Source organism: Terrihabitans soli, assembly GCF_014191545.1.
Lineage (GTDB): Bacteria > Pseudomonadota > Alphaproteobacteria > Rhizobiales > Methylopilaceae > Flaviflagellibacter > Flaviflagellibacter soli.
In genome coordinates this window covers 3,017,103-3,035,895 of the sequence record NZ_AP023361.1, presented here as the reverse complement: position 1 = coordinate 3,035,895, position 18,793 = coordinate 3,017,103, and the positions used below count along the sequence as shown (strand labels likewise).

The 18,793-nt window shown below is 62.0% G+C and carries 14 protein-coding genes; 9 read left to right on the top strand and 5 right to left on the bottom strand.

Annotated features, from left to right (window positions below; all coding sequences use genetic code 11):
• Positions 1-20: 20 nt before the first annotated feature.
• A complete protein-coding gene (gene oxlT, locus IZ6_RS15485; RefSeq protein WP_222875924.1) occupies positions 21-1,316 on the bottom strand; it encodes an oxalate/formate MFS antiporter in 1,296 nt (431 codons plus the stop codon).
• A gap of 256 nt (positions 1,317-1,572) precedes the next feature.
• Between oxlT and polA the strand changes: the two genes are divergently transcribed.
• A complete protein-coding gene (gene polA / locus IZ6_RS15480; RefSeq protein WP_222875923.1) occupies positions 1,573-4,647 on the top strand; it encodes a DNA polymerase I in 3,075 nt (1,024 codons plus the stop codon).
• 53 nt (positions 4,648-4,700) lie between these two features.
• Here polA and IZ6_RS15475 read toward each other — a convergent pair whose 3' ends face one another.
• Positions 4,701-5,276: an NADPH-dependent FMN reductase gene (locus IZ6_RS15475; protein WP_222875922.1), complete on the bottom strand. Its 576-nt coding sequence runs from the start codon at positions 5,274-5,276 to the stop codon at positions 4,701-4,703.
• Positions 5,277-5,349: 73 nt separating this feature from the next.
• Between IZ6_RS15475 and IZ6_RS15470 the strand changes: the two genes are divergently transcribed.
• The 3 genes from IZ6_RS15470 (at position 5,350) to IZ6_RS15460 (ending at position 6,822) form a co-directional block, all read left to right on the top strand.
• Positions 5,350-5,718: a winged helix-turn-helix transcriptional regulator gene (locus IZ6_RS15470; RefSeq protein ID WP_222875921.1), complete on the top strand. Its 369-nt coding sequence runs from the start codon at positions 5,350-5,352 to the stop codon at positions 5,716-5,718.
• 71 nt (positions 5,719-5,789) lie between these two features.
• Positions 5,790-6,260: a hypothetical protein gene (locus tag IZ6_RS15465; RefSeq protein WP_222875920.1), complete on the top strand. Its 471-nt coding sequence runs from the start codon at positions 5,790-5,792 to the stop codon at positions 6,258-6,260.
• A gap of 58 nt (positions 6,261-6,318) precedes the next feature.
• Entirely contained in the window at positions 6,319-6,822 is a 504-nt protein-coding gene (locus IZ6_RS15460; RefSeq protein ID WP_222875919.1) for a hypothetical protein, read from the top strand.
• Between the two features lie 68 nt (positions 6,823-6,890).
• Here the strand turns inward: IZ6_RS15460 and metE are convergent, their stop codons facing one another.
• Both metE and IZ6_RS15450 read right to left on the bottom strand, forming a co-directional pair.
• Positions 6,891-9,224 (bottom strand): 5-methyltetrahydropteroyltriglutamate--homocysteine S-methyltransferase, encoded by a 2,334-nt coding sequence (gene metE / locus IZ6_RS15455; RefSeq protein WP_222875918.1) that lies wholly within the window; start codon positions 9,222-9,224, stop codon positions 6,891-6,893.
• Positions 9,225-9,358: 134 nt separating this feature from the next.
• On the bottom strand, positions 9,359-10,738 hold the full coding sequence (locus IZ6_RS15450) for an HD-GYP domain-containing protein (RefSeq protein WP_222875917.1): 1,380 nt from the start codon (positions 10,736-10,738) through the stop codon (positions 9,359-9,361).
• A 409-nt stretch (positions 10,739-11,147) separates the two neighbouring features.
• On the opposite strand from IZ6_RS15450, the gene IZ6_RS15445 reads away from it, so the two are divergent.
• A complete protein-coding gene (locus IZ6_RS15445) occupies positions 11,148-14,024 on the top strand; it encodes a ribonucleoside-diphosphate reductase subunit alpha (protein WP_222875916.1) in 2,877 nt (958 codons plus the stop codon).
• 35 nt (positions 14,025-14,059) lie between these two features.
• Positions 14,060-15,202 carry a ribonucleotide-diphosphate reductase subunit beta gene (locus tag IZ6_RS15440; RefSeq protein WP_222875915.1) on the top strand — a complete coding sequence of 381 codons (1,143 nt, stop codon included), beginning with the start codon at positions 14,060-14,062 and terminating at the stop codon, positions 15,200-15,202.
• A gap of 37 nt (positions 15,203-15,239) precedes the next feature.
• Here IZ6_RS15440 and IZ6_RS15435 read toward each other — a convergent pair whose 3' ends face one another.
• The gene (locus IZ6_RS15435) at positions 15,240-16,094 is read right to left on the bottom strand and encodes a Cof-type HAD-IIB family hydrolase (RefSeq protein ID WP_222875914.1); all 855 of its coding nucleotides are present in this window, start codon (positions 16,092-16,094) and stop codon (positions 15,240-15,242) included.
• 140 nt (positions 16,095-16,234) lie between these two features.
• On the opposite strand from IZ6_RS15435, the gene IZ6_RS15430 reads away from it, so the two are divergent.
• The 3 genes from IZ6_RS15430 (at position 16,235) to IZ6_RS15420 (ending at position 18,719) form a co-directional block, all read left to right on the top strand.
• Positions 16,235-17,410, top strand: coding sequence for an alpha/beta hydrolase (locus tag IZ6_RS15430; protein ID WP_222875913.1), 1,176 nt, complete (start codon positions 16,235-16,237; stop codon positions 17,408-17,410).
• Between the two features lie 61 nt (positions 17,411-17,471).
• Complete coding sequence (locus tag IZ6_RS15425) at positions 17,472-18,359, top strand: dihydrodipicolinate synthase family protein (protein WP_222875912.1); 888 nt, start codon at positions 17,472-17,474, stop codon at positions 18,357-18,359.
• Positions 18,360-18,581: 222 nt separating this feature from the next.
• On the top strand, positions 18,582-18,719 hold the full coding sequence (locus tag IZ6_RS15420; protein WP_222875911.1) for a hypothetical protein: 138 nt from the start codon (positions 18,582-18,584) through the stop codon (positions 18,717-18,719).
• The last annotated feature ends 74 nt before the right edge of the window (positions 18,720-18,793 follow it).

Sequence of the window (18,793 nt, the reverse complement as noted above, 5' to 3'; positions counted from 1 at the left end):
CGTTCTCAATCTTCGTTCCGTTACTCGGCGGGCTGCAGCCCAGCGGCGGCCACTCCGTCCGCCTTGGCGTCGCGCATGGTCTTCGCACGCATCGGCTTCAAGATCAGCAATGCTGCGATCGCCGCGATCGCGTTCACCGCAGCGGCGATATAGAAGACCGATTCCCACGAACCGCTGCTGTCGTGCAGGACGTTTGCGAGAGGAACGAGAATGCTCGCCGTTCCCTTGGCGGTGTAGAGCAGGCCGGAATTCGTTGCGGCGAATTTTGAGCCGAACGTATCCGCGCAGGTCGACGGGAAGAGGCTGTAAATCTCGCCCCAGGCGAAGAACACGATGCCGGTCAGCAAGACGAACGCCACCGGATCGGCGCTGAAATGCCAGAGCGCGACGATGCCGACGGCTTCAAGCGCGAATGCGATGAACATCGTGTTTTCGCGGCCGATATGATCGGACACCCAACCGAAGAACGGACGCGTGACGCCGTTCATGATGCGGTCGATGGCGAGCGCAAAAGGCAGCGCCGCCATGGTGAGGCCGAACAGCGAGACCGGCACGCCGGCGACTTTGATGTCCTTGGCGATCGGACCGATCTGCGCGGTGACGACAAGGCCGCCCGCCGCGACGAGAACGAACATCGCATACATCACCCAGAACACCGGGCTCTTCAGCATTTCCCAGGGTGAGTATTCGCGGCGGGTCTGCGTGATCTTGGCCTTCGCCGCAAAGAGACGCGCGTCCGGCTTGGCGAGGAACAGGCCGAGCAGCAAAGTGACGCCGCCCTGGATCAGGCCGAAGGTGAAGAAGGTGTGCTCATAACCGGACGAGGCGATCATATTGGCGATCGGTATGATGGTCAGGGCCGAACCCGCGCCGAAACCTGCGGCAGTGATGCCGGCCGCAAGACCGCGGCGATCCGGAAACCATTTCAGCGCATTGGCGACGCAGGTGCCGTAAACGGCGCCCGCGCCGATGCCGCCCAAAGCCGCGCCGAGATAAAGCAGCGCCAGCGAATCGGCGACGGAGTTCAGCAGCCAGGCAAGACCGCAGAGCAGGCCGCCGACAACGACCACGATACGCGGGCCAAATTTGTCGACGAACCAGCCTTCGATCGGGACGAGCCACGTCTCGGTGAGGACAAAGATGGAGAAAGCCACCTGGATCGCACCGAGCGTCCAGCCATGCTTTTCCTGAATCGGGTCGACGAAGAGCGTCCACCCGTATTGAAGATTGGCCACCATGGCCATGCAGACCACGCCGATAGCGAGCTGCATCCAGCGTCCGCCGAAAGGCGGCTGAATCGTTTGTTCAGAAGACATTTGCGTCTCCTCCTTCAAAACCGTTGCGTTGTTGTTTGCCCGAGGGCCGTTGCGGCTCACGGGTCCGGGCGACACGTCGTTCAGGCGTGAGGTCCTGAAGTCGGTCCGGCGTCGAAGTTCGGCTTGAAGGTCGGCGGAGGGCGCGGCTCTGATCTGCCAATAACGCTCAACTCGCGTAAAAGTACCTTATCCTTTGGAATCGCGCCAAAAGTCGCTCCCTGCCGCGGTAAAGTTGGTTCGGGTCGGGCGTCGTGGCATGACAGATGAAATTCCGATCTCCATATTGGCGCCCATGACCGAACAGCCCATCAAGCCCGGCGACCACGTCTTTCTGGTCGACGGCTCTTCCTTTGTTTTCCGCGCCTACTTCCAGTCCATGAATCAGGACGCGAAGTACAATTACCGCTCCGACGGATTGCCGACGGGGGCGGTGCGGCTGTTCTGCACCAAGCTCTATCAATTCGTGCGCGAGGGCGCGGTCGGCATCCGGCCGAGCCATCTCGCCATCGTCTTCGACAAAAGCGAAGACACGTTCCGCAAGGAAATTTATCCGGACTACAAGGCCAACCGGAAAGATCCGCCGGACGATCTCATTCCGCAATTCCCGCTGATGCGCGAAGCGGTCAAAGCGTTCGGGCTCGAGCCGATCGAGAAAGCAGGCTTTGAAGCCGACGACATCATCGCGACCTTTGCCGGCCAGGCCGGCAAAGCCGGCGCCGAAGTTCTGATCATCTCGTCCGACAAGGATCTGATGCAGATCGTGACGCCGAACGTGAACTTCTACGATTTCGAATCCGGTCGCAAAGGCAGCCCCGGTTACAGGCCAGAGCGCAAGATCGATATCCAGGGCGTTATCGATTATTTCGGCGTGCCGCCGGAAGGCGTGACGGATGTGCAGGCTTTGGTCGGCGACACATCCGACAATGTGCCGGGCGTTCCCGGCATCGGCATCAAGACGGCCTCGCAGCTGATGGCGGAGTTCGGCACGCTCGAGAATCTTCTGGCGCGCACGAGTGAGATCAAACAGCCCAAACGCCGCGAGAGTCTCGAGACCTACGCCGATCAGGCGCGGCTGTCGAAAAAGCTCGTGACGCTCGACTGCAATGTCGAAACCGAGTTCCAGCTGCCGCAATTGCAGGTGCCGGACTTCGATCCGAAAAAACTCATCGCGTTTTTGAAGGCGATGGAATTCACGACCATCACCAAACGCGTTGCCGACGCGTTCGACATCGACGCGAACGAGATCGAAGCCGATAGCCGCCTGAAGCCGGGATCAGGCCGCTATACGGAAAATGCAGAAACTCCTTCTCCCCGCGAGCGGGGAGAGGGTCGGGGTGAGGGGCAAGAAACTCCCTCTCACCCGGCGACCGCTTCGCCGTCTGCCGACCTCTCCCCGCAAGCGGGGCGAGGCTCGACCTCAGCCGGAGATTTCACGCCTGCGGCGCTCGCGGAAAAGCTGATAGCAGAAGCGCGCTCGGCTCCCTGCGCGAAGGATCATTACGACACGATCCGCACCGAAGAGCGTCTTGATCAATGGATCACGGCGATCCGGGACAAAGGCCGTTTTGCCTTCGACACCGAGACGACCAGCCTCGACGCCATGCAGGCGGAACTCGTTGGCATCTCGCTTGCCGTCGATCCGGGGCTCGCAGCTTACATTCCGATCGGCCATGTCAGCGGCAAGGCCGATATGTTCGGCGGCGGGCTCGCGCCCGATCAGCTGAAGCTCGATCTCGTGCTGAAAAAGCTGAAGCCGCTTCTGGAAGATCCGGGCGTGCTGAAGATCGCGCAGAACGGCAAATATGATGCGCTCGTCCTGTCGCGGCTCGGCGTGGATGTGAAGCCGATCGACGATACGATGCTGCTGTCTTACGCGCTCGATTCAGGCCGCGGCGGGCACGGCATGGACGAGTTGGCGCAGAAATGGCTAAGCCATACCTGCATCGCCTACAACGACGTCACCGGCACCGGCAAGGGCCGCATCAGTTTCGCCGAAGTCGAGATCGACAAAGCTTCGGACTATTCGGCGGAAGATGCCGATATCACCTTCCGGCTCTGGCGCGTCTTCAAGGCGCGCATCGTCGCGGAAGGCATGATCGGCGTTTACGAGACGCTGGAGCGTCCTTTGCTGCCCGTGCTGATGCGCATGGAAGAGCGCGGCATTTCCATCGACCGGAATATGCTGTCGCGCCTCTCCGGCGATTTCGCGCAGAGCATGGGCGCGCTCGAAGAAGAAATCTTCACGCTCGCCGGCGAGCGCTTCAATCTCGGCTCGCCCAAACAGCTCGGCGATATCCTGTTCGGCAAGCTCGGTTTCGAGGGCGCGTCGAAAACCAAGACGGGCGCCTGGGCGACGGGCGCGAGCGTGCTCGAAGATCTTGCGCTTGAGGGACATGAACTACCGCGCAAGATTTTGGATTGGCGTCAGCTGTCCAAGCTCAAATCGACCTATAGCGATGCGCTGCCGGGCTATGTGAACCCGGAGACGAAACGCGTCCATACGAGTTTCTCGTTGGCTTCGACCTCGACGGGACGACTGTCCTCGTCCGAGCCGAACATTCAGAACATTCCGATCCGCACCGAAGAAGGCCGCAAGATCCGCAAGGCCTTTATCGCGCCGCCGGGGCGGAAACTCATTTCGGCCGACTATTCCCAGATCGAACTGCGTGTGCTGGCCCATATGGCCGATATCCCGCAGCTCAAGAAAGCCTTTGCCGACGGTCTCGATATTCATGCCATGACGGCGTCGGAGATGTTCGGCGTTCCGGTCGAAGGCATGCCGGCCGATGTGCGTCGCCGCGCCAAGGCCATCAATTTCGGCATCATCTACGGCATCTCGGCCTTCGGCCTCGCCAATCAGCTGTCGATCCCGCGCGATGAGGCGGGCGCCTATATCAAGAAATATTTCGAGCGCTTCCCCGGCATCCGCGATTACATGGACCGTATGCGCGAGCAGGCGAAAAGCGTCGGCTATGTCACGACGCTTTTCGGGCGCAAATGTCATTACCCGCTGAACGAAGCGCGTTCGCCGGCCGAACGAGGCTTCCTCGAGCGCGCGGCGATCAATGCGCCGATCCAGGGCACGGCGGCCGATATCATCCGCCGCGCTATGATCCGCATGGAAGATGCGCTTTTATCCGAAAAGCTATCGGCGCAGATGCTGCTGCAGGTGCATGACGAACTTGTCTTTGAAGTGCCCGATGAGGAAGTCGACAAGACTATCCCGCTCATCTGCCGCGTGATGGAAAAGGCGGCGGAACCGGCGGTGCATCTCGACGTGCCGCTGAAGGTCGATGCCCGCGCCGCGCAGAACTGGGACGAGGCGCATTAGCGCGACCGAACTCGGGTGTTCCCGAGTTCGGCTATTTGACTGTCCCTGAAAGTTTACGCCGCTTTCTTCGCAGCCGATCCGGAAACCTGGCCGACCCAGGCAACAACACTGTCGACCTTCCTCTTCAGAAGCTCGCGCTGCTGCTCGCTCGGGATCGAGCCGTCTTCCGCCACGAGTTCATCGGTCCAGTGGACATAGGCTTCCGGCTGGATCGTCAGGTGGACGCCGACAACGCCGAGAATATCGCGCAGATGCGCCTGCGCCGCCGCGGTGCGGATGATGCCGCCCGATGTGCCGGCGATCGCGCCCGGCTTTCCGGCAAACGAGCTCTGCGCATAGGGGCGCGAGCCCCAGGAGATCGCGTTCAGGAGGAGCGGGGTCGTCGAGCGGTTATATTCGGGCGTGATGAACAGCAGGCCATCCGAGGCGCGGATCTCCTTGCGGAAGCGCTCGACCGGAGCCGGCACCGGCTCTTCAAGGTCTTGATTGAACAGAGGAAGATCCTCGATCTTCAACTGCTTGAAGTCGACCTCGGGGCCGCCGAGTTTCATCAGCGCCTCGGCCAGTTTCTGATTGATCGAGCCTTTGCGGGCCGAGCCGACGATCACGCCGATGGACAGTCTTGCCATAACAGGTCTCCAGTCACTATTTGTGCCTAGCGCAATTTATGATACTGACCAGACCACGCAAGAAGGCACACAGATGAAACCGCGTCAGCCTCACCTTTCAGAGAACTGCCGAGCCGTCAGTGAGGTTCTCGGAAGGGTCGGAGATAAATGGAGCGTGCTCATCATCACCATGCTCGGGGATGGGCCGCGCCGCTTTAACGAGCTGAAGCGGATGGTGAACGGGGTTTCCCAGCGCATGCTCACTCTCTCTTTGAGAGGGCTCGAGCGCGACGGGCTGATCACGAGGACGGTCACCCCCTCGACCCCGCCGCGGGTGGACTACGAGCTGACCGAGCTCGGGCGCTCTCTGCTCGGCACGGTGTCGGCGCTCAGCGCCTGGGCGCTCGAAAACCAGGGCGAAATCCAGAAGGCGCGGACCGCCTTCGACGCCTCGGTCCAATAAGAGGGAAGTGGTGGTGAAGTCCCCGCAAACCCTGTATTGAGCGGGCCGAACATCTCTTCCGGGACGGGACCATGCCGAAAGCCAAACTGACGAATGTCACCGCGACCAAGCTTCGGGCGCAGGACAAGTCCTTCTCCATTTTCGGCAAGGATTCGGCCGGCCGCGAAGTCGAGGTCGAACTGCCGCTCTCGGCCATCACCCGCATCGCGGCTGAGACGCGCCGCGCCGCGATGTCGACGCCGCGTCCGTCGTCGATCCCTGCCAATGCGCCCGGCGAATGGGGTGAGGTCGTTCCGCTCGATGTTCGCACGGCCGTCGTCGGCACACTGCAGCCGCCGGCGGGCCCGGCCGTTGCCATCGTCTTCGATCAGGGCCGTGACACGGAACTCGCCTTCCGCCTTCCGCCGGCAAGCGCTCTCGAACTCGGCAAACTGCTGCAGGCCGAAGGCGAAAAGCTGAAGGACGCGCCGACACCGCAGAACCTCAAGCCGGCCGGACCGCCGCCTGTGGCCAAGCCCGCGCCGAAGAAGACCAAGAAATAGGCGCAACCTTCCCGCGGCCCCGAGCGTTTGTCCGGGGAATCATCTCGGGAGACGCGTCATGGCTTTGTGGGGTTCACGCCCGTCCGATCTGCAAGCGCGGATCGACGATATTCAGACCGGGCTTGCAGCCCTCGCCGGCCTTCTGGGCGACGGCGCAACGGCCGCCGGCAAGGGTGCGGCGCGCGGTGCTCATACGGCGCAGGAAGCCGTGAGCGAAAAGGCCGCCGATATGTCGGCGGCTCTCGGCCCGGCGCTCGCCGATCTCACCAGCCAGCTCGACAGCATTCTGTCCTCGGCATCCTCGATCACCGGACGTGCGGCTAGCGTCGCCAAGACCGAGGGCGGCAAGGCCTACAAGGCCGTCGAAGACAAGGTCGAGAACAATGCGATGATGGCCGTGGTCGCCGCCGCCGGTGTCGGCTTCCTCATCGGCACGATGATTTTCGGCTCGGGCGCCGCCAAGCGCGCGGTTTCGGGCATCCTGCCCGACGAGCAGCCGAAGCGTAGAGCACCGGTCCGCAGCGCTCAGCGCGGCAGAGGCCGCTCGCGAAAAGCCGCCTGAACTGGGCCGCATAATATAAAAAAAGCCCCGCGCAGTGCGGGGCTTTTTGTTTTTCGGGTTTTGCCCGTTCAGACCGTCTCGCGCAGCTTCTTGGCGGCTTCCACCATATTGACGAGGGCGGGTTTCACCTCCGCCCAGCCGCGCGTTTTCAATCCGCAATCCGGATTGACCCAGAGCTGATCGGGCGCAAGACGCGTGCTCGCAAGATTGAGCAGCGCCGACATTTCCTCGGTCGCCGGCACGCGCGGCGAATGAATGTCGTAGACGCCGGGGCCGATCTCGTTCGGATATTTGTAGCTCTTGAACGCGTCGAGTAATTCCATCTGCGAGCGCGAGGTCTCGATGGAAATGACATCCGCGTCCATGGCGCCGATCGCGGCGATGATGTCGTTGAATTCCGAATAGCACATATGGGTGTGGATCTGCGTCGTCGGCTTCACGCCGGACGAGGTCAGGCGGAAGCATTCGACCGCCCAGTCGAGATAATCCTTCCAGCCGGATTTTTTCAGCGGCAGGCCTTCGCGGAACGCCGCTTCGTCGATCTGGATCATCGTAATGCCGGCGGCTTCGAGATCGTTCACCTCGTCGCGGATCGCCAGCGCGATCTGACGGCAGGTTTCCGAACGCGGAATGTCGTCGCGCACAAACGACCAGAACAGCATAGTCACCGGGCCGGTGAGCATGCCCTTCATCGGCCTCGATGTCAGCGATTGCGCATAGGACGACCAAGAGACCGTCATGGGTTTCGGACGCGAGACATCGCCGAAAATGATCGGCGGGCGCACATAGCGCGAGCCGAAGCTCTGCACCCAGCCGTGCTGGGTGAAGGCGTAGCCCGAGAGCTGCTCGCCGAAATACTGCACCATGTCGTTGCGCTCGAACTCGCCATGCACAAGCACATCGAGGCCGATCTCTTCCTGCCAGCGGATCGCGTCTTTCGTCGCCGATTTCAGGAACTCGTCATATTGTGCTGCGGTGATCTCGCCTTTGGCATTGGCCGAGCGCGCTTTGCGCACGTCGGAGGTTTGCGGGAAGGAGCCGATCGTCGTTGTCGGGAAGGCCGGCAGATGGAAGGCCTGACGCTGCGCTTCGCGGCGGAGCGAGAAGGGCGCACGCTTGGTCATGGCCGGCGTCAGCGAAGACAGGCGCGCTTGCACTTTCGGATCGTGAATGAGCGGCGAGGTGCGCCGCGTGGCAGCGGCGCGCGAAGACGCTTCCAGCGCCGAGGCAACATCCTTCTTGCCGTGCGATAGGGCGCGGGACAGGACGTTCAGCTCCTCGATCTTCTGGACGGCGAAAGCGAGCCACGACTTCACATCGAAATCGAGGCGCGTTTCCTGTTCGAGGTCGATAGGCGTGTGGAGAAGCGAGCACGAGGTCGAGATGATCACTCTGTCTTCACCGCGCGCTTTGACAACCGGCTCGATCCTGTCGAGGACGGCGTCGAGATGGGCGCGCCACACATTGCGGCCGTCGATGACGCCGAGCGAGAGTACAAGCTCTTTTGGAGCCTTCTTCAGCACGGCATCGATCTGGCTCGATCCGCGCTTGAGATCGATATGAAGGCCCGCAACAGGCAGCGCGACGGCAGTGTCGAGATTATCGTCGAGCGCGCCGAAATAGGTCGCGACGAGAATCTTTAAGGCAGGCGCGGCTTTCACCAGCTCCGCATAGGCGGCTTTCAGAGCTGCGCGTTCGGTGTCGGACAGATCGAGCACCATGACCGGCTCATCGATCTGCACCCAGTCCGCGCCCGCTTCATGAAGCTTTTGCAGAATTTCCGCATAGACCGGCAGAAGGCGCGTCAGCAGCGACAGCGTATCGAAATCGCCCGTTTTGGCCTTGCCGAGCTTCAGGAAGGTGACGGGGCCGACAAGAACCGGGCGCGTATGCACGCCGAGCGCCTTCGCCTCGAGAAACTCATCGACCGGCTTCGACGAGGACAGGCTGAAGCGCTGGTCCGCGGTGAACTCCGGAACGATGTAGTGATAATTGGTGTCGAACCACTTCGTCATCTCCATCGCCGGGACGCCGCCCACGGTATGAGAATCCGCGTGGACGTGGCCGTGCTCGCAGACGGTTGAGATGCCTTCGGCGCCGCGCGCCATGGCGAAATAGACATCGAGCGGAACATCGCCGCCCTTCCAGCCATAGATTGCCGGCACCGCCCCGGTCATGACGGATGTGTCGAGTACCTGGTCGTAGAGCGAGAAATCGTTCGACGCGATGATCGATAGCCCGAGCTTTTTCTGACGCAGCCAGTTTGCGGCACGGATGTCTTTTGCGGCAGCGAGCAGCGCTGCGCTGTCCGTCTTGCCGGACCATGTGGATTCGAGAGCGGATTTCAGCTCACGGCGCGGACCGATGCGCGGAAATCCGAGGGCTGAGGTGGCGATGGACATTTTAATGCTCCGGTGGACCGGGCCGGAACATGCCTGCAAGTATCTTATGAGTCAATCAGCATATGCAGATATCTTTATATGATAACTAAGAATGTCGGTTTTCTGTAGTAATATCAATATAGTGAGGCTTCGAATCAGGCGCTGATCTGTACCGGTTCCTGCGCCGGGAGGCGGGCCAGAGCGCGCTTCAGGGCCTCGAAACAGGCGCCGTCTATCGCGGTTCCGATATCGGCTTCCATGATCGACAGCGCTTTCGAGATCGGCAGTGCCGCGCGATAGGGGCGCTCGGCGGTCAGCGCATCGAAGATGTCTGCCGTCGTGATGATGCGGGTCTCAAGACAGATAGCATCGCCCGACAGTCCGCGCGGATAGCCCCGGCCGTCGAGCCGCTCATGATGGGCGCCGGCGATGCGGGCAAGATCTGCGAAGGCGGCGATACGGGCGAGAATGACTTCGGACAAAGCGGCGTGATTTTTCATCTCGCGCCATTCGCTCTCATCGAGCTTGCCGGCTTTGTCGAGGACGGCGCTGGAGACGCCGAGCTTGCCGATATCGTGCAGCAGCGCGGTGCGCTTAAGCCAGCGCCGCCGCGCTTCTTCGATCTGCATTTCTTCGGCGATGAGATCGGTGAACAGCGCGACGCGTTCGCTGTGCCCGCCGGTGTAGGGACTTTTGGAGTCGATCACCTGGGCGAAGGCTGCCGCGATGTCGTCGAGATAGTCGTCGTCGAGCGCTTCGGTCTGATTGGCGGGCTCAAGGCGCAAAATTTCCGCGTCGAGATTGTCGGCTTCGAGAATTTCCCAGAATTCCGGCCTTTGCGCGACCTGCTCGAACTCCGCCGCGATATCGGGATCGAACCAGGAGCCGGCGCGTTCCTTTATTTCCGCGCGCGCCGCATCGCGGCCGGAGGAGGAGTGAACGATGTCGGCAACCTGCGACAGAAGGGCGATGCGCGCATAAAGCGGAATCGCCCGGCCGCTCAGGCCTTCGGCATGTCCGCCGCCATCCCAATGCTCATCGAGCGATTGGATGCCTTGCGCGACGGCTTCGGAAAAACGCATGCGGCGTGCGATGTCGGCGCCGCGCTGGCAGCGCGTCTCGATCAGCTCGCGCGCATATGTACCGCCATTCTGCAGAATGTTGATGACGCCGCGCAGCCGCTCCAGCGGTCCGGCTTTGGAGCCTGTATGTGCGAGGACGAAGCGCAGAACCTGCGGCAGGCTGCTGTCGATTTCCTTGAAGCCGCGTTTGAAGCTGCGGTCGTCGGTCAGATAGAGCTGGCAGATGCGTGCTGCATTGCTCGAACAGCCGAGATCTTTCAGCAGCAATACATAATAGAGCTCGCCGAGCTGACGCTCGGAGAGACCAAGCTCGCGGCCGATATTGGTGCCGATCCAGCAGCAGCGGACGCAATGGCCCTCCGGCTGTCCCTCGGTGAGGTCGAGCGCGTGGCTGAGCGCCCCCAAAAGCTCTCCGAGACGAAGATTCGAAGGCGTTGAGCCCGGCCGGTCCATGGATTGTGTCTCCCGGGCCATATGATCCGGGGCGAGTTAAAAATCCCTCCCGGGAGGGGGGGGGAAAAAGGGGCGGAAAAGCCCCCTCCGTCCCCGCTATGCCCACAGTTCACAGGGCCGGGAGAACACCCATCCGTGCTTAGATGCACCCCTCGATTCACGCCTCGTTAAATACTATATGTTGTAGTAATCAGCGTGTTTCCCCCGACTGGTATGGTTTTCCGGGCGAATGTGGGGAAAACAAAAATTTGCGGTTCTGAGGCCGTTTCCAGGTCGGGCGACTCAGATACCGTGCTCAGCTCCCTGGGTGGGGACGGGAACGGGACGCGAGGCACGCCATTGCTCTTGAGGAGCGGGTCGGGCAGCGTTCTTCGACGCCGCCACCCGCAACATTGAATGGGTTTGGCCGATGTCACTTGCTGCAGTCGAGACGGAGCGTTCAGGCGTTGTACCGGCGGGGTCCCCCGCTCCGGAGGAACGGCAGAGTGCCGAGCCGGGCTATCAGGTCATCCGTCGCAACGGCACGGTGTCGCCGTTCGATCTCAGCAAGATTCAGGTCGCCGTCACCAAGGCGTTCCTTGCAGTCGAGGGCAATACGGCCGCAGCCTCCCGGCGCGTCCATGAAATGGTCGAGGAGGTCTCCGGCCAGGCCTTCCAGGCGCTGACCCGCCGCGGCGACCGCACCTTCCATATCGAAGACATTCAGGACCAGGTCGAACTGGCGCTGATGCGCAGCGAGCACCACAAGGTTGCCCGCGCCTACGTTCTCTATCGTGAAGAGCGCGCCCGCGCCCGCCGCGAGGACGCCGCCAAGCGCGCCGAGGAAGAATCGCGTCCGAAGCTGAAAGTGCGCGGCACGGACGGCACACCGAAGCCGCTCGACGAAAAGCGTCTCGCGACACTGATCGACGAAGCCGTCGCCGGTCTCGACGGCGCCTCGGCCGAGCCGGTTCTCACCGAGACGATGCGCAATCTTTATGACGGCATCACGCAGGACGAACTTTCGCAGGCGCCGATCATGGCGGCCCGCACGCTCGTCGAGCAGGAGCCGAACTATGCGTTCGTCTCCGCCCGCCTTCTTCTCGATCTTCTGCGCCGCGAAGCACTGACCTTCATCGCCGGCAAGGAAACGCAGGCGACCCAGGCCGAGATCACCACGGGTTACGCTCCTTATTTCGAAGCCTATGTCCGCCGTGGCGTGCAACTCGACCTGCTCGACGGCGAACTTCTGAAATTCGATCTGCCGAAGCTTGCCCGCGCGCTGAAGCCGGAACGCGATCTGCTGTTCCAGTTCCTCGGCCTGCAGACTCTGTATGACCGCTACTTCCTGCACTCGAACAATGTGCGCTTCGAGCTGCCGCAGGCGTTCTTCATGCGTGTCGCAATGGGCCTTGCCCTGCGTGAGACCGACCGCGAAGGCAAGGCGATCGAGTTCTACAATCTCATCTCCTCCTTCGACTTCATGTGCTCGACGCCGACGCTGTTCAATGCCGGCACGCCGCGCTCGCAGCTCTCGTCCTGCTTCCTGACCACGGTTCCGGACGATCTCGACGGCATCTTCAAGTCGATCAAGGACAATGCGCTGCTCGCCAAATATTCCGGCGGCCTCGGCAATGACTGGACGCGCGTGCGCGGCCTCGGCGCTCACATCAAGGGCACCAACGGCGAATCGCAGGGCGTCGTGCCGTTCCTCAAAGTCGCCAACGACACGGCGATCGCGGTGAACCAGGGCGGCAAGCGCAAGGGCGCGGTCTGCGCCTATCTCGAAACCTGGCACATCGACATCGAAGAGTTCTTCGATCTCCGCAAGAACACCGGCGATGACCGCCGCCGCACGCACGATATGAACACGGCCAATTGGGTGCCGGATCTGTTCATGCAGCGCGTCGAGGAAGACGGCCAGTGGACCCTGTTCTCGCCGGACGAGACGCCGGATCTGCACGATCTGATGGGCAAGGCTTTCGCCGAGCGCTACGCCTTCTATGAAGAGAAGGCCAAGAAGGGCGAGATGCACGTGTTCAAGCAGGTGCGCGCGACCGATCTGTGGCGCCGCATGCTGACCATGCTGTTCGAAACCGGCCATCCGTGGATCACGTTCAAGGATCCGTGCAATCTGCGCTCGCCGCAGCAGCATATCGGCGTCGTGCACTCCTCGAACCTGTGCACCGAGATCACGCTCAACACCTCCGATAAGGAAGTCGCGGTCTGCAATCTCGGCTCGGTCAATCTTGCCAACCACATCCGCGGCGGCAAGCTCGACCACGCGCAGATCGAGCGCACGGTGAAGACCGCCATGCGCATGCTGGACAACGTGATCGACGTGAACTTCTACACGATCCCGGAAGCCAAGAATTCCAACATGAAGCACCGTCCGGTCGGTCTCGGCCTGATGGGCTTCCAGGATGCGCTGAACATCATGCGCCTTCCCTATGCGTCCGATGCGGCGGTGGACTTCGCCGATGAGAGCATGGAAGCGATTTCCTACCATGCGATCGCGGCCTCGGCCGATCTCGCCGAAGAGCGCGGCCGTTATCCGAGCTTCGAAGGCTCGCTCTGGTCGAAGGGCATTCTGCCGATCGACTCGATCAAGATCGTCGATGCCGCGCGCGGCCATAAAGTCGAGATGGACCGTTCGACGCGTCTGGATTGGGACAAGCTCCGTGCCCGCGTGAAGAGCGCCGGCATGCGCAACTCCAACACGATGGCGATCGCGCCGACGGCGACGATCTCCAATATCTGCGGCGTCGCGCAGTCGATCGAGCCCGCCTACCAGAACCTGTTCGTCAAATCGAACATGTCCGGCGACTTCACCGTCGTGAACGAGCATCTCGTTCGCGATCTGAAGGCCCGCGGCCTGTGGGACGAAGTGATGGTGTCGGATCTCAAATATTTCGACGGCTCGGTCGGCTCGATCGACCGCGTGCCGGACGATCTGAAAAAGATCTATGCGACGGCCTTCGAAATCGACTCGACCTGGCTGATCAAGGCGGCGTCCCGCCGCCAGAAATGGATCGATCAGTCGCAGTCGCTGAACATCTACATCGCCAACCCGAACGGCAAAAAGCTCGACAGCCTGTATCGTCTTGCGTGGAAGCTCGGTCTCAAAACGACCTATTATCTGCGCTCGCGCTCGGCAACGCATGTCGAGAAGTCGACGCTGAAGGGCACCGACGGCAAGCTCAACGCCGTTTCCGCAAGCGCGGTCACGGCGGCTCCGGCGGCCGAGTTCATCGAAGTCGGCAAGGCCTGCTCGATCGACAACCCCGAATGCGAAGCCTGCCAGTAAGTCTCGGCGCGGAAAAGTTTTGAGGAGAGATTTGTATGCTTGATTGGTCCGAAACCACGCCGAAGAAAGACGACCCGGCGAAGACGCTGCATCCGGCTTTCGGTGCGAAGAATGAGCCGGCCGGAGACGCGACCGGTCTCGGCGAGATCGATCGCGGCGGCGGACGCGTGTCCGTCGACGACAAGGCGATGATCAATTGCCGTGCCGACGTGAACCAGCTTTTGCCGCTCAAATATAAATGGGCGTGGGAGAAATATCTCTCGGGCTGCAACAATCACTGGATGCCGACCGAAGTGTCGATGCAGGCCGATATCGCGCTGTGGAAGTCGCGCGACGGTCTCACCGAAGACGAGCGTCTGGCGATCAAGCGCAATCTCGGTTTCTTCGCGGCCTCCGAATCTCTGGTCGCGAACAACATCGTGCTGGCGATCTACCGCCATCTGACGAACCCGGAATGCCGCCAGTATCTCTTGCGTCAGGCGTTCGAGGAGGCGGTGCATACGCACACCTTCCAGTACATCGTCGAATCGCTCGGCCTCGATGAGGGCGAGCTCTTCAACATGTACCGCGAAGTGCCCTCGATCACCGACAAGGCGGCCTGGGCGCTGAAGCACACGCAGGCTCTCGACAATCCGGAGTTCAAGACCGGCACCACCGAGAACGATCAGCAGTTCCTGCGCGATCTCGTGGCGTTCTATGTCGTGTTCGAAGGCATGTGGTTCTACACGGGCTTTGCGCAGATCCTGTCGCTCGGCCGCCGCAACAAGATGGTCGGCATCGCCGAGCAGTATCAGTACATCCTGCGCGACGAGAGCATCCATCTGAACTTCGGCATCGACGTGATCAACCAGATCAAGATCGAAAACCCGCATCTGTGGACGAAGGCGTTCCAGGAAGAAGTGCGCGACATGATCCGCACGGCGGCGGAACTCGAAGCCGCCTACGGTCGCGATACGATGCCGCGCGGGTTCCTGGGCCTCAACGCCCAGCTCTGCGAGCAGTATATGCACTTCATCGCCAATCGGCGCTGCGCGCAGATCGGCCTTGCGCCGGTCTTCCCGGAAACGGAAAACCCGTTCCCGTGGATGAGCGAAGTCATGGACCTCAAGAAGGAAAAGAACTTCTTCGAGACGCGCGTGATCGAATATCAGAACGGCGGCGCGCTGAGCTGGGAGTGATCCCGCGCAGAAGTGTCTTGAATTTAGAAGGGCCCGGTCAAAAGCCGGGCCCTTTGCGTTCCAGCCCGCCGCCCAGAATCCGGTCGATGGCCACGGCCACTCCATCCTCATCGTTCGACGCCGTGACGGCATCGGCGGCGGCCTTCACCGCGTCCGGCGCCTGTCCCATGGCGATCGACACCCCGGCTTTGGCGAACATCGGCAGATCGTTCGCCTGATCGCCGATGACCGCGACCTCATCGAGCGGCACGCCACAGACGCGGGCGAGGGCGGTGACGCCGTCGCCTTTGTTCGCCTTCACCGCGGTGACATCGAGAAAGTAAGCCTGCGAGCGGGCGATGGTGGCGCGGCCGCCGGCCGCGGCTTTGGCGTCCGCTTCGACCTCAATGAGAAGTGCCGCGTCATCGCTGACGCCGACGATCTTGTCGACCGCGCGCACCGGCATCTCCGCGATGGGGCGGAGCGTCGGCTTCACGCCGGCGGAGAGGATTTCGCGGGGAGTGTGCGGATTATCATCCGTGCGCGCATACCAGAGACCGCCCGAGAACAGCCAGATATCGATACCGGGCCGGGTCATGACCGCCAGCAGTTTCGCCACCAGATCCGGATCGAGCCGTTCAACATCCGACACAGTGCCGTCGCGCCGTACCAGCGTGCCGCCGTTGAACGCGCCGAGTGGGCCGTCGATGGCCAGCGCCTCGGCAAGATGCAGGATTCCGCTTGGCGGCCGGGCGCTGATCAGGGTGGATTTTATCCCCGCCGCCCGCAGGCGTCCGAAGGCGGCCACGGTCGCATCCGTGAGGCTTTTGTCATGGCGGACCAATGTGCCGTCGACGTCGGAAATGAAAAGCCGGATGAGCGGCACGCGGTTAGCTCCCTCGAGCAAATTCATATCCTGTCGCCGTCCGGTCCGCGAGACGGGCCTTTTTAACGTTTTGGCCCTGTCATCGCCTTGATTGGCTGGCACAAAATTCCCATCCGACTTCTCTCGTTCTGAGGCTGGCTCCGCATCCGGGGCCAGGTCCGCGTTTTATGCTCTCTGTCCCGGTTTCCCGTCTTTCCGCGCTTCTGTTTGCGGCCGTCCTTCTTGGCGGCTGCCAGGGCACGGGTGGAGCCTCCTCGGCGGCGAAGACGTATCCGTCCGACATTGCCGAAACCGGCGAGCTTACCGCCGTCACGACGCGGAAATCCGCGGGCGCGAAAACGCCCTGGTTCGGCGCCGAGCGCGCCGATGCCAGCATGGTCCGGGTCAGGCTCGCCTCGCCCTACAATGCCGGGCGTTTTTCGCTCGCCTCCAGCTCGGGCAGCTGGACGATTACGCAGGTCGAGCCGATCTCGGCCTCGGACCTTGCCGACAATGCCGGCGGCACGCGCGATGTGCTGCTTTATGTTCACGGCTTCAACGCGAATTTCGAACGCGCGGCGCTCGATGCGGCGCGCCTCTCCGATGCGCTGAAATTCCGCGGTGACACCGTGTTGTTCAGCTGGCCGTCGCGCGACAGCGTCTTCGATTATGTTGCCGATCGCGAAAGCGCCCTATGGTCGCGCGACGCGCTGGAAGACATGCTCGACGCACTTCTGTCCGATCCGACGGTCGGGCGCGTGCATATCGTTGCGCACAGCATGGGCGCCATGCTGACGGTCGAATCGCTGCGTCAGCTGCAGAGCAGCAAGAAGGGCAATATGAGCCGCTTCGGCGCCATCGTCTTCGCTGCGCCGGATATCGATGTCGACAGCTTCTCGGCCTCCGTCCGCCGCCTCGGCGGTATGCACCGCAATATGACGGTGATCAGCGCCAAGGACGACCGCGCTCTCGCCGTGTCCGCAGGTCTCACCGGCGCAAAGCGCGTCGGCCGCACCGAGACGGCAGTTCTCGAAAAGCTGGGTCTTCGCGTCGTCGATGCGTCGGGCATGGGCGGGTTTTTGCGCCACGACACCTTCCTCGCCGACAAGGGTGTGCAGGAGATCGTCACACAGGCGATTGCCGATGCGCATGGCGGTGCTACTGCCGGTCCCTCGCCCGTCCCTGTATTTCAGCCTGATTTGCCGGTGACGCAGCAGCCGCTGGCGCCGCCGACGACAGCTTCTCCTTCGGCCGTTGCAGCTCCCGCACCGGTCGCCGCTCCGGCCCCGGCTGCAGTTCCGGCACAGCCGCCGGCGGTTGCGACGACACCCGCGCCCGGTCAGGCTCCCGCCTCTCTCTACTAATCTCTCTCTACTAGTCGCCGCCTTTCGCTCCATGGCATAAGCCCTCAAGCGAGGTGCTGCTTTGAGCCTGTTTCACGGCCTGTCCGCTTTTCCCCTGACGCCCGCAGATGATGACGGGCGCGTCGATACCGATGCGCTGTGCGCACTGCTCGAACGCATTGTCGCGAGCGGTGCGGACTCCATCGGCCTTCTCGGCTCGACCGGTGCGTACGCGTTCCTGTCGCGCGAGGAGAGAAAGCGCGCCGTTGTTGCGGCGGTAAAATGCGTCGGCGGGCGCATGCCGATCATTGTCGGTGCCGGCGTTCTGCGCACCGATCAGGCGCAGCATCTGGCGCGGGATGCGGCGGAGGCCGGCGCGGACGGGCTACTTCTGGCGCCCGTATCCTATACGCCGCTGATGGAGGAAGAAGTCTTTCAGCACTTTTCCTCGGTCGCCTCCGCGGCCTCGCTGCCGCTCTGTATTTACAACAATCCCGGCACGACGAAATTCGTCTTCAGCGAAGATCTGATCGCGCGGCTGTCAGGGGTGCCGAACATCGCGGCGATCAAAATGCCGCTGCCCGCGGACGGCGATTTTACCGGCGAGATCGCGCGCCTCCGCGCGAAGACGCCGAAGGATTTCGCCATCGGCTATAGCGGCGATTGGGGCTCGCCCGAGGCGCTGCTTCAGGGGGCGGACTGCTGGTACAGCGTGGTTGCGGGGCTCCTTCCCGTACCGGCCTTGAGACTGGCGCGTGCGGCGCAGGCCAAAGACGCCGCCGGGACGAAGCGGCTGAACGATCAATTCCAGCCGCTTTGGGCCCTGTTCGGGGAGTTCGGCAGCTTCCGGGTCATGTATGCGATCGCCGATATTCTGGGCCTCGCCAAAACCCGGCCGCCGCTGCCCATTCTGCCCCCGCCGGCCTCGGCGAGGCCCCGTATCGAGGCGGCTTTGAAGGACCTGATCTGAGGGTCGAACGGGCAGTCTGATCGAATCAGAAGGCCGGATCGGTGTCCTTCTGATGACGGAAAATGCCCCGAGCTATGTTTGAATTGATTAACGGATTTTAACCTATGGCATAGCTCGCTGCATCAGTCATGCAGTAGATGCATGTCCGGTGGTATACCAGGCCCCTACCTCAAGCTGCAAGGAATCGGCATATTCCGTTTCAACAGAAAAGGGGTACACACCATGATCGCTTTCATCCTCCACTTCTTCCAGTATGCCGGTGCTGCTTCGCGCGCTGGTGAAGCCGCCCGCAATCATCGGGTTCCTTCCTCGGAAGACCTCAAGATTCTCGGCATTCCGGCCTCGGCGTTCGCTCGCTAATCCGGACGAGAGTTCAAGTTAAGTAAGGTAGCCCGGAGCGGTCCGTAAGGACCGCTCTTGTGCGTTTAAAGCAC

Excerpts from the sequence above, each read along its gene's own strand:
- IZ6_RS15430 (WP_222875913.1), top strand. The coding sequence starts at position 16,235 with ATGCTCTCTGTCCCGGTTTCCCGTCTTTCCGCGCTTCTGTTTGCGGCC.
- metE (WP_222875918.1), bottom strand. The coding sequence starts at position 9,224 with ATGTCCATCGCCACCTCAGCCCTCGGATTTCCGCGCATCGGTCCGCGC.
- IZ6_RS15450 (WP_222875917.1), bottom strand. The coding sequence starts at position 10,738 with ATGGACCGGCCGGGCTCAACGCCTTCGAATCTTCGTCTCGGAGAGCTT.
- IZ6_RS15465 (WP_222875920.1), top strand. The coding sequence starts at position 5,790 with ATGCCGAAAGCCAAACTGACGAATGTCACCGCGACCAAGCTTCGGGCG.
- IZ6_RS15440 (WP_222875915.1), top strand. The coding sequence starts at position 14,060 with ATGCTTGATTGGTCCGAAACCACGCCGAAGAAAGACGACCCGGCGAAG.
- IZ6_RS15470 (WP_222875921.1), top strand. The coding sequence starts at position 5,350 with ATGAAACCGCGTCAGCCTCACCTTTCAGAGAACTGCCGAGCCGTCAGT.
- IZ6_RS15445 (WP_222875916.1), top strand. The coding sequence starts at position 11,148 with ATGTCACTTGCTGCAGTCGAGACGGAGCGTTCAGGCGTTGTACCGGCG.
- polA (WP_222875923.1), top strand. The coding sequence starts at position 1,573 with ATGACAGATGAAATTCCGATCTCCATATTGGCGCCCATGACCGAACAG.
- IZ6_RS15460 (WP_222875919.1), top strand. The coding sequence starts at position 6,319 with ATGGCTTTGTGGGGTTCACGCCCGTCCGATCTGCAAGCGCGGATCGAC.
- IZ6_RS15420 (WP_222875911.1), top strand. The coding sequence starts at position 18,582 with ATGATCGCTTTCATCCTCCACTTCTTCCAGTATGCCGGTGCTGCTTCG.
- oxlT (WP_222875924.1), bottom strand. The coding sequence starts at position 1,316 with ATGTCTTCTGAACAAACGATTCAGCCGCCTTTCGGCGGACGCTGGATG.
- IZ6_RS15435 (WP_222875914.1), bottom strand. The coding sequence starts at position 16,094 with ATGAATTTGCTCGAGGGAGCTAACCGCGTGCCGCTCATCCGGCTTTTC.
- IZ6_RS15475 (WP_222875922.1), bottom strand. The coding sequence starts at position 5,276 with ATGGCAAGACTGTCCATCGGCGTGATCGTCGGCTCGGCCCGCAAAGGC.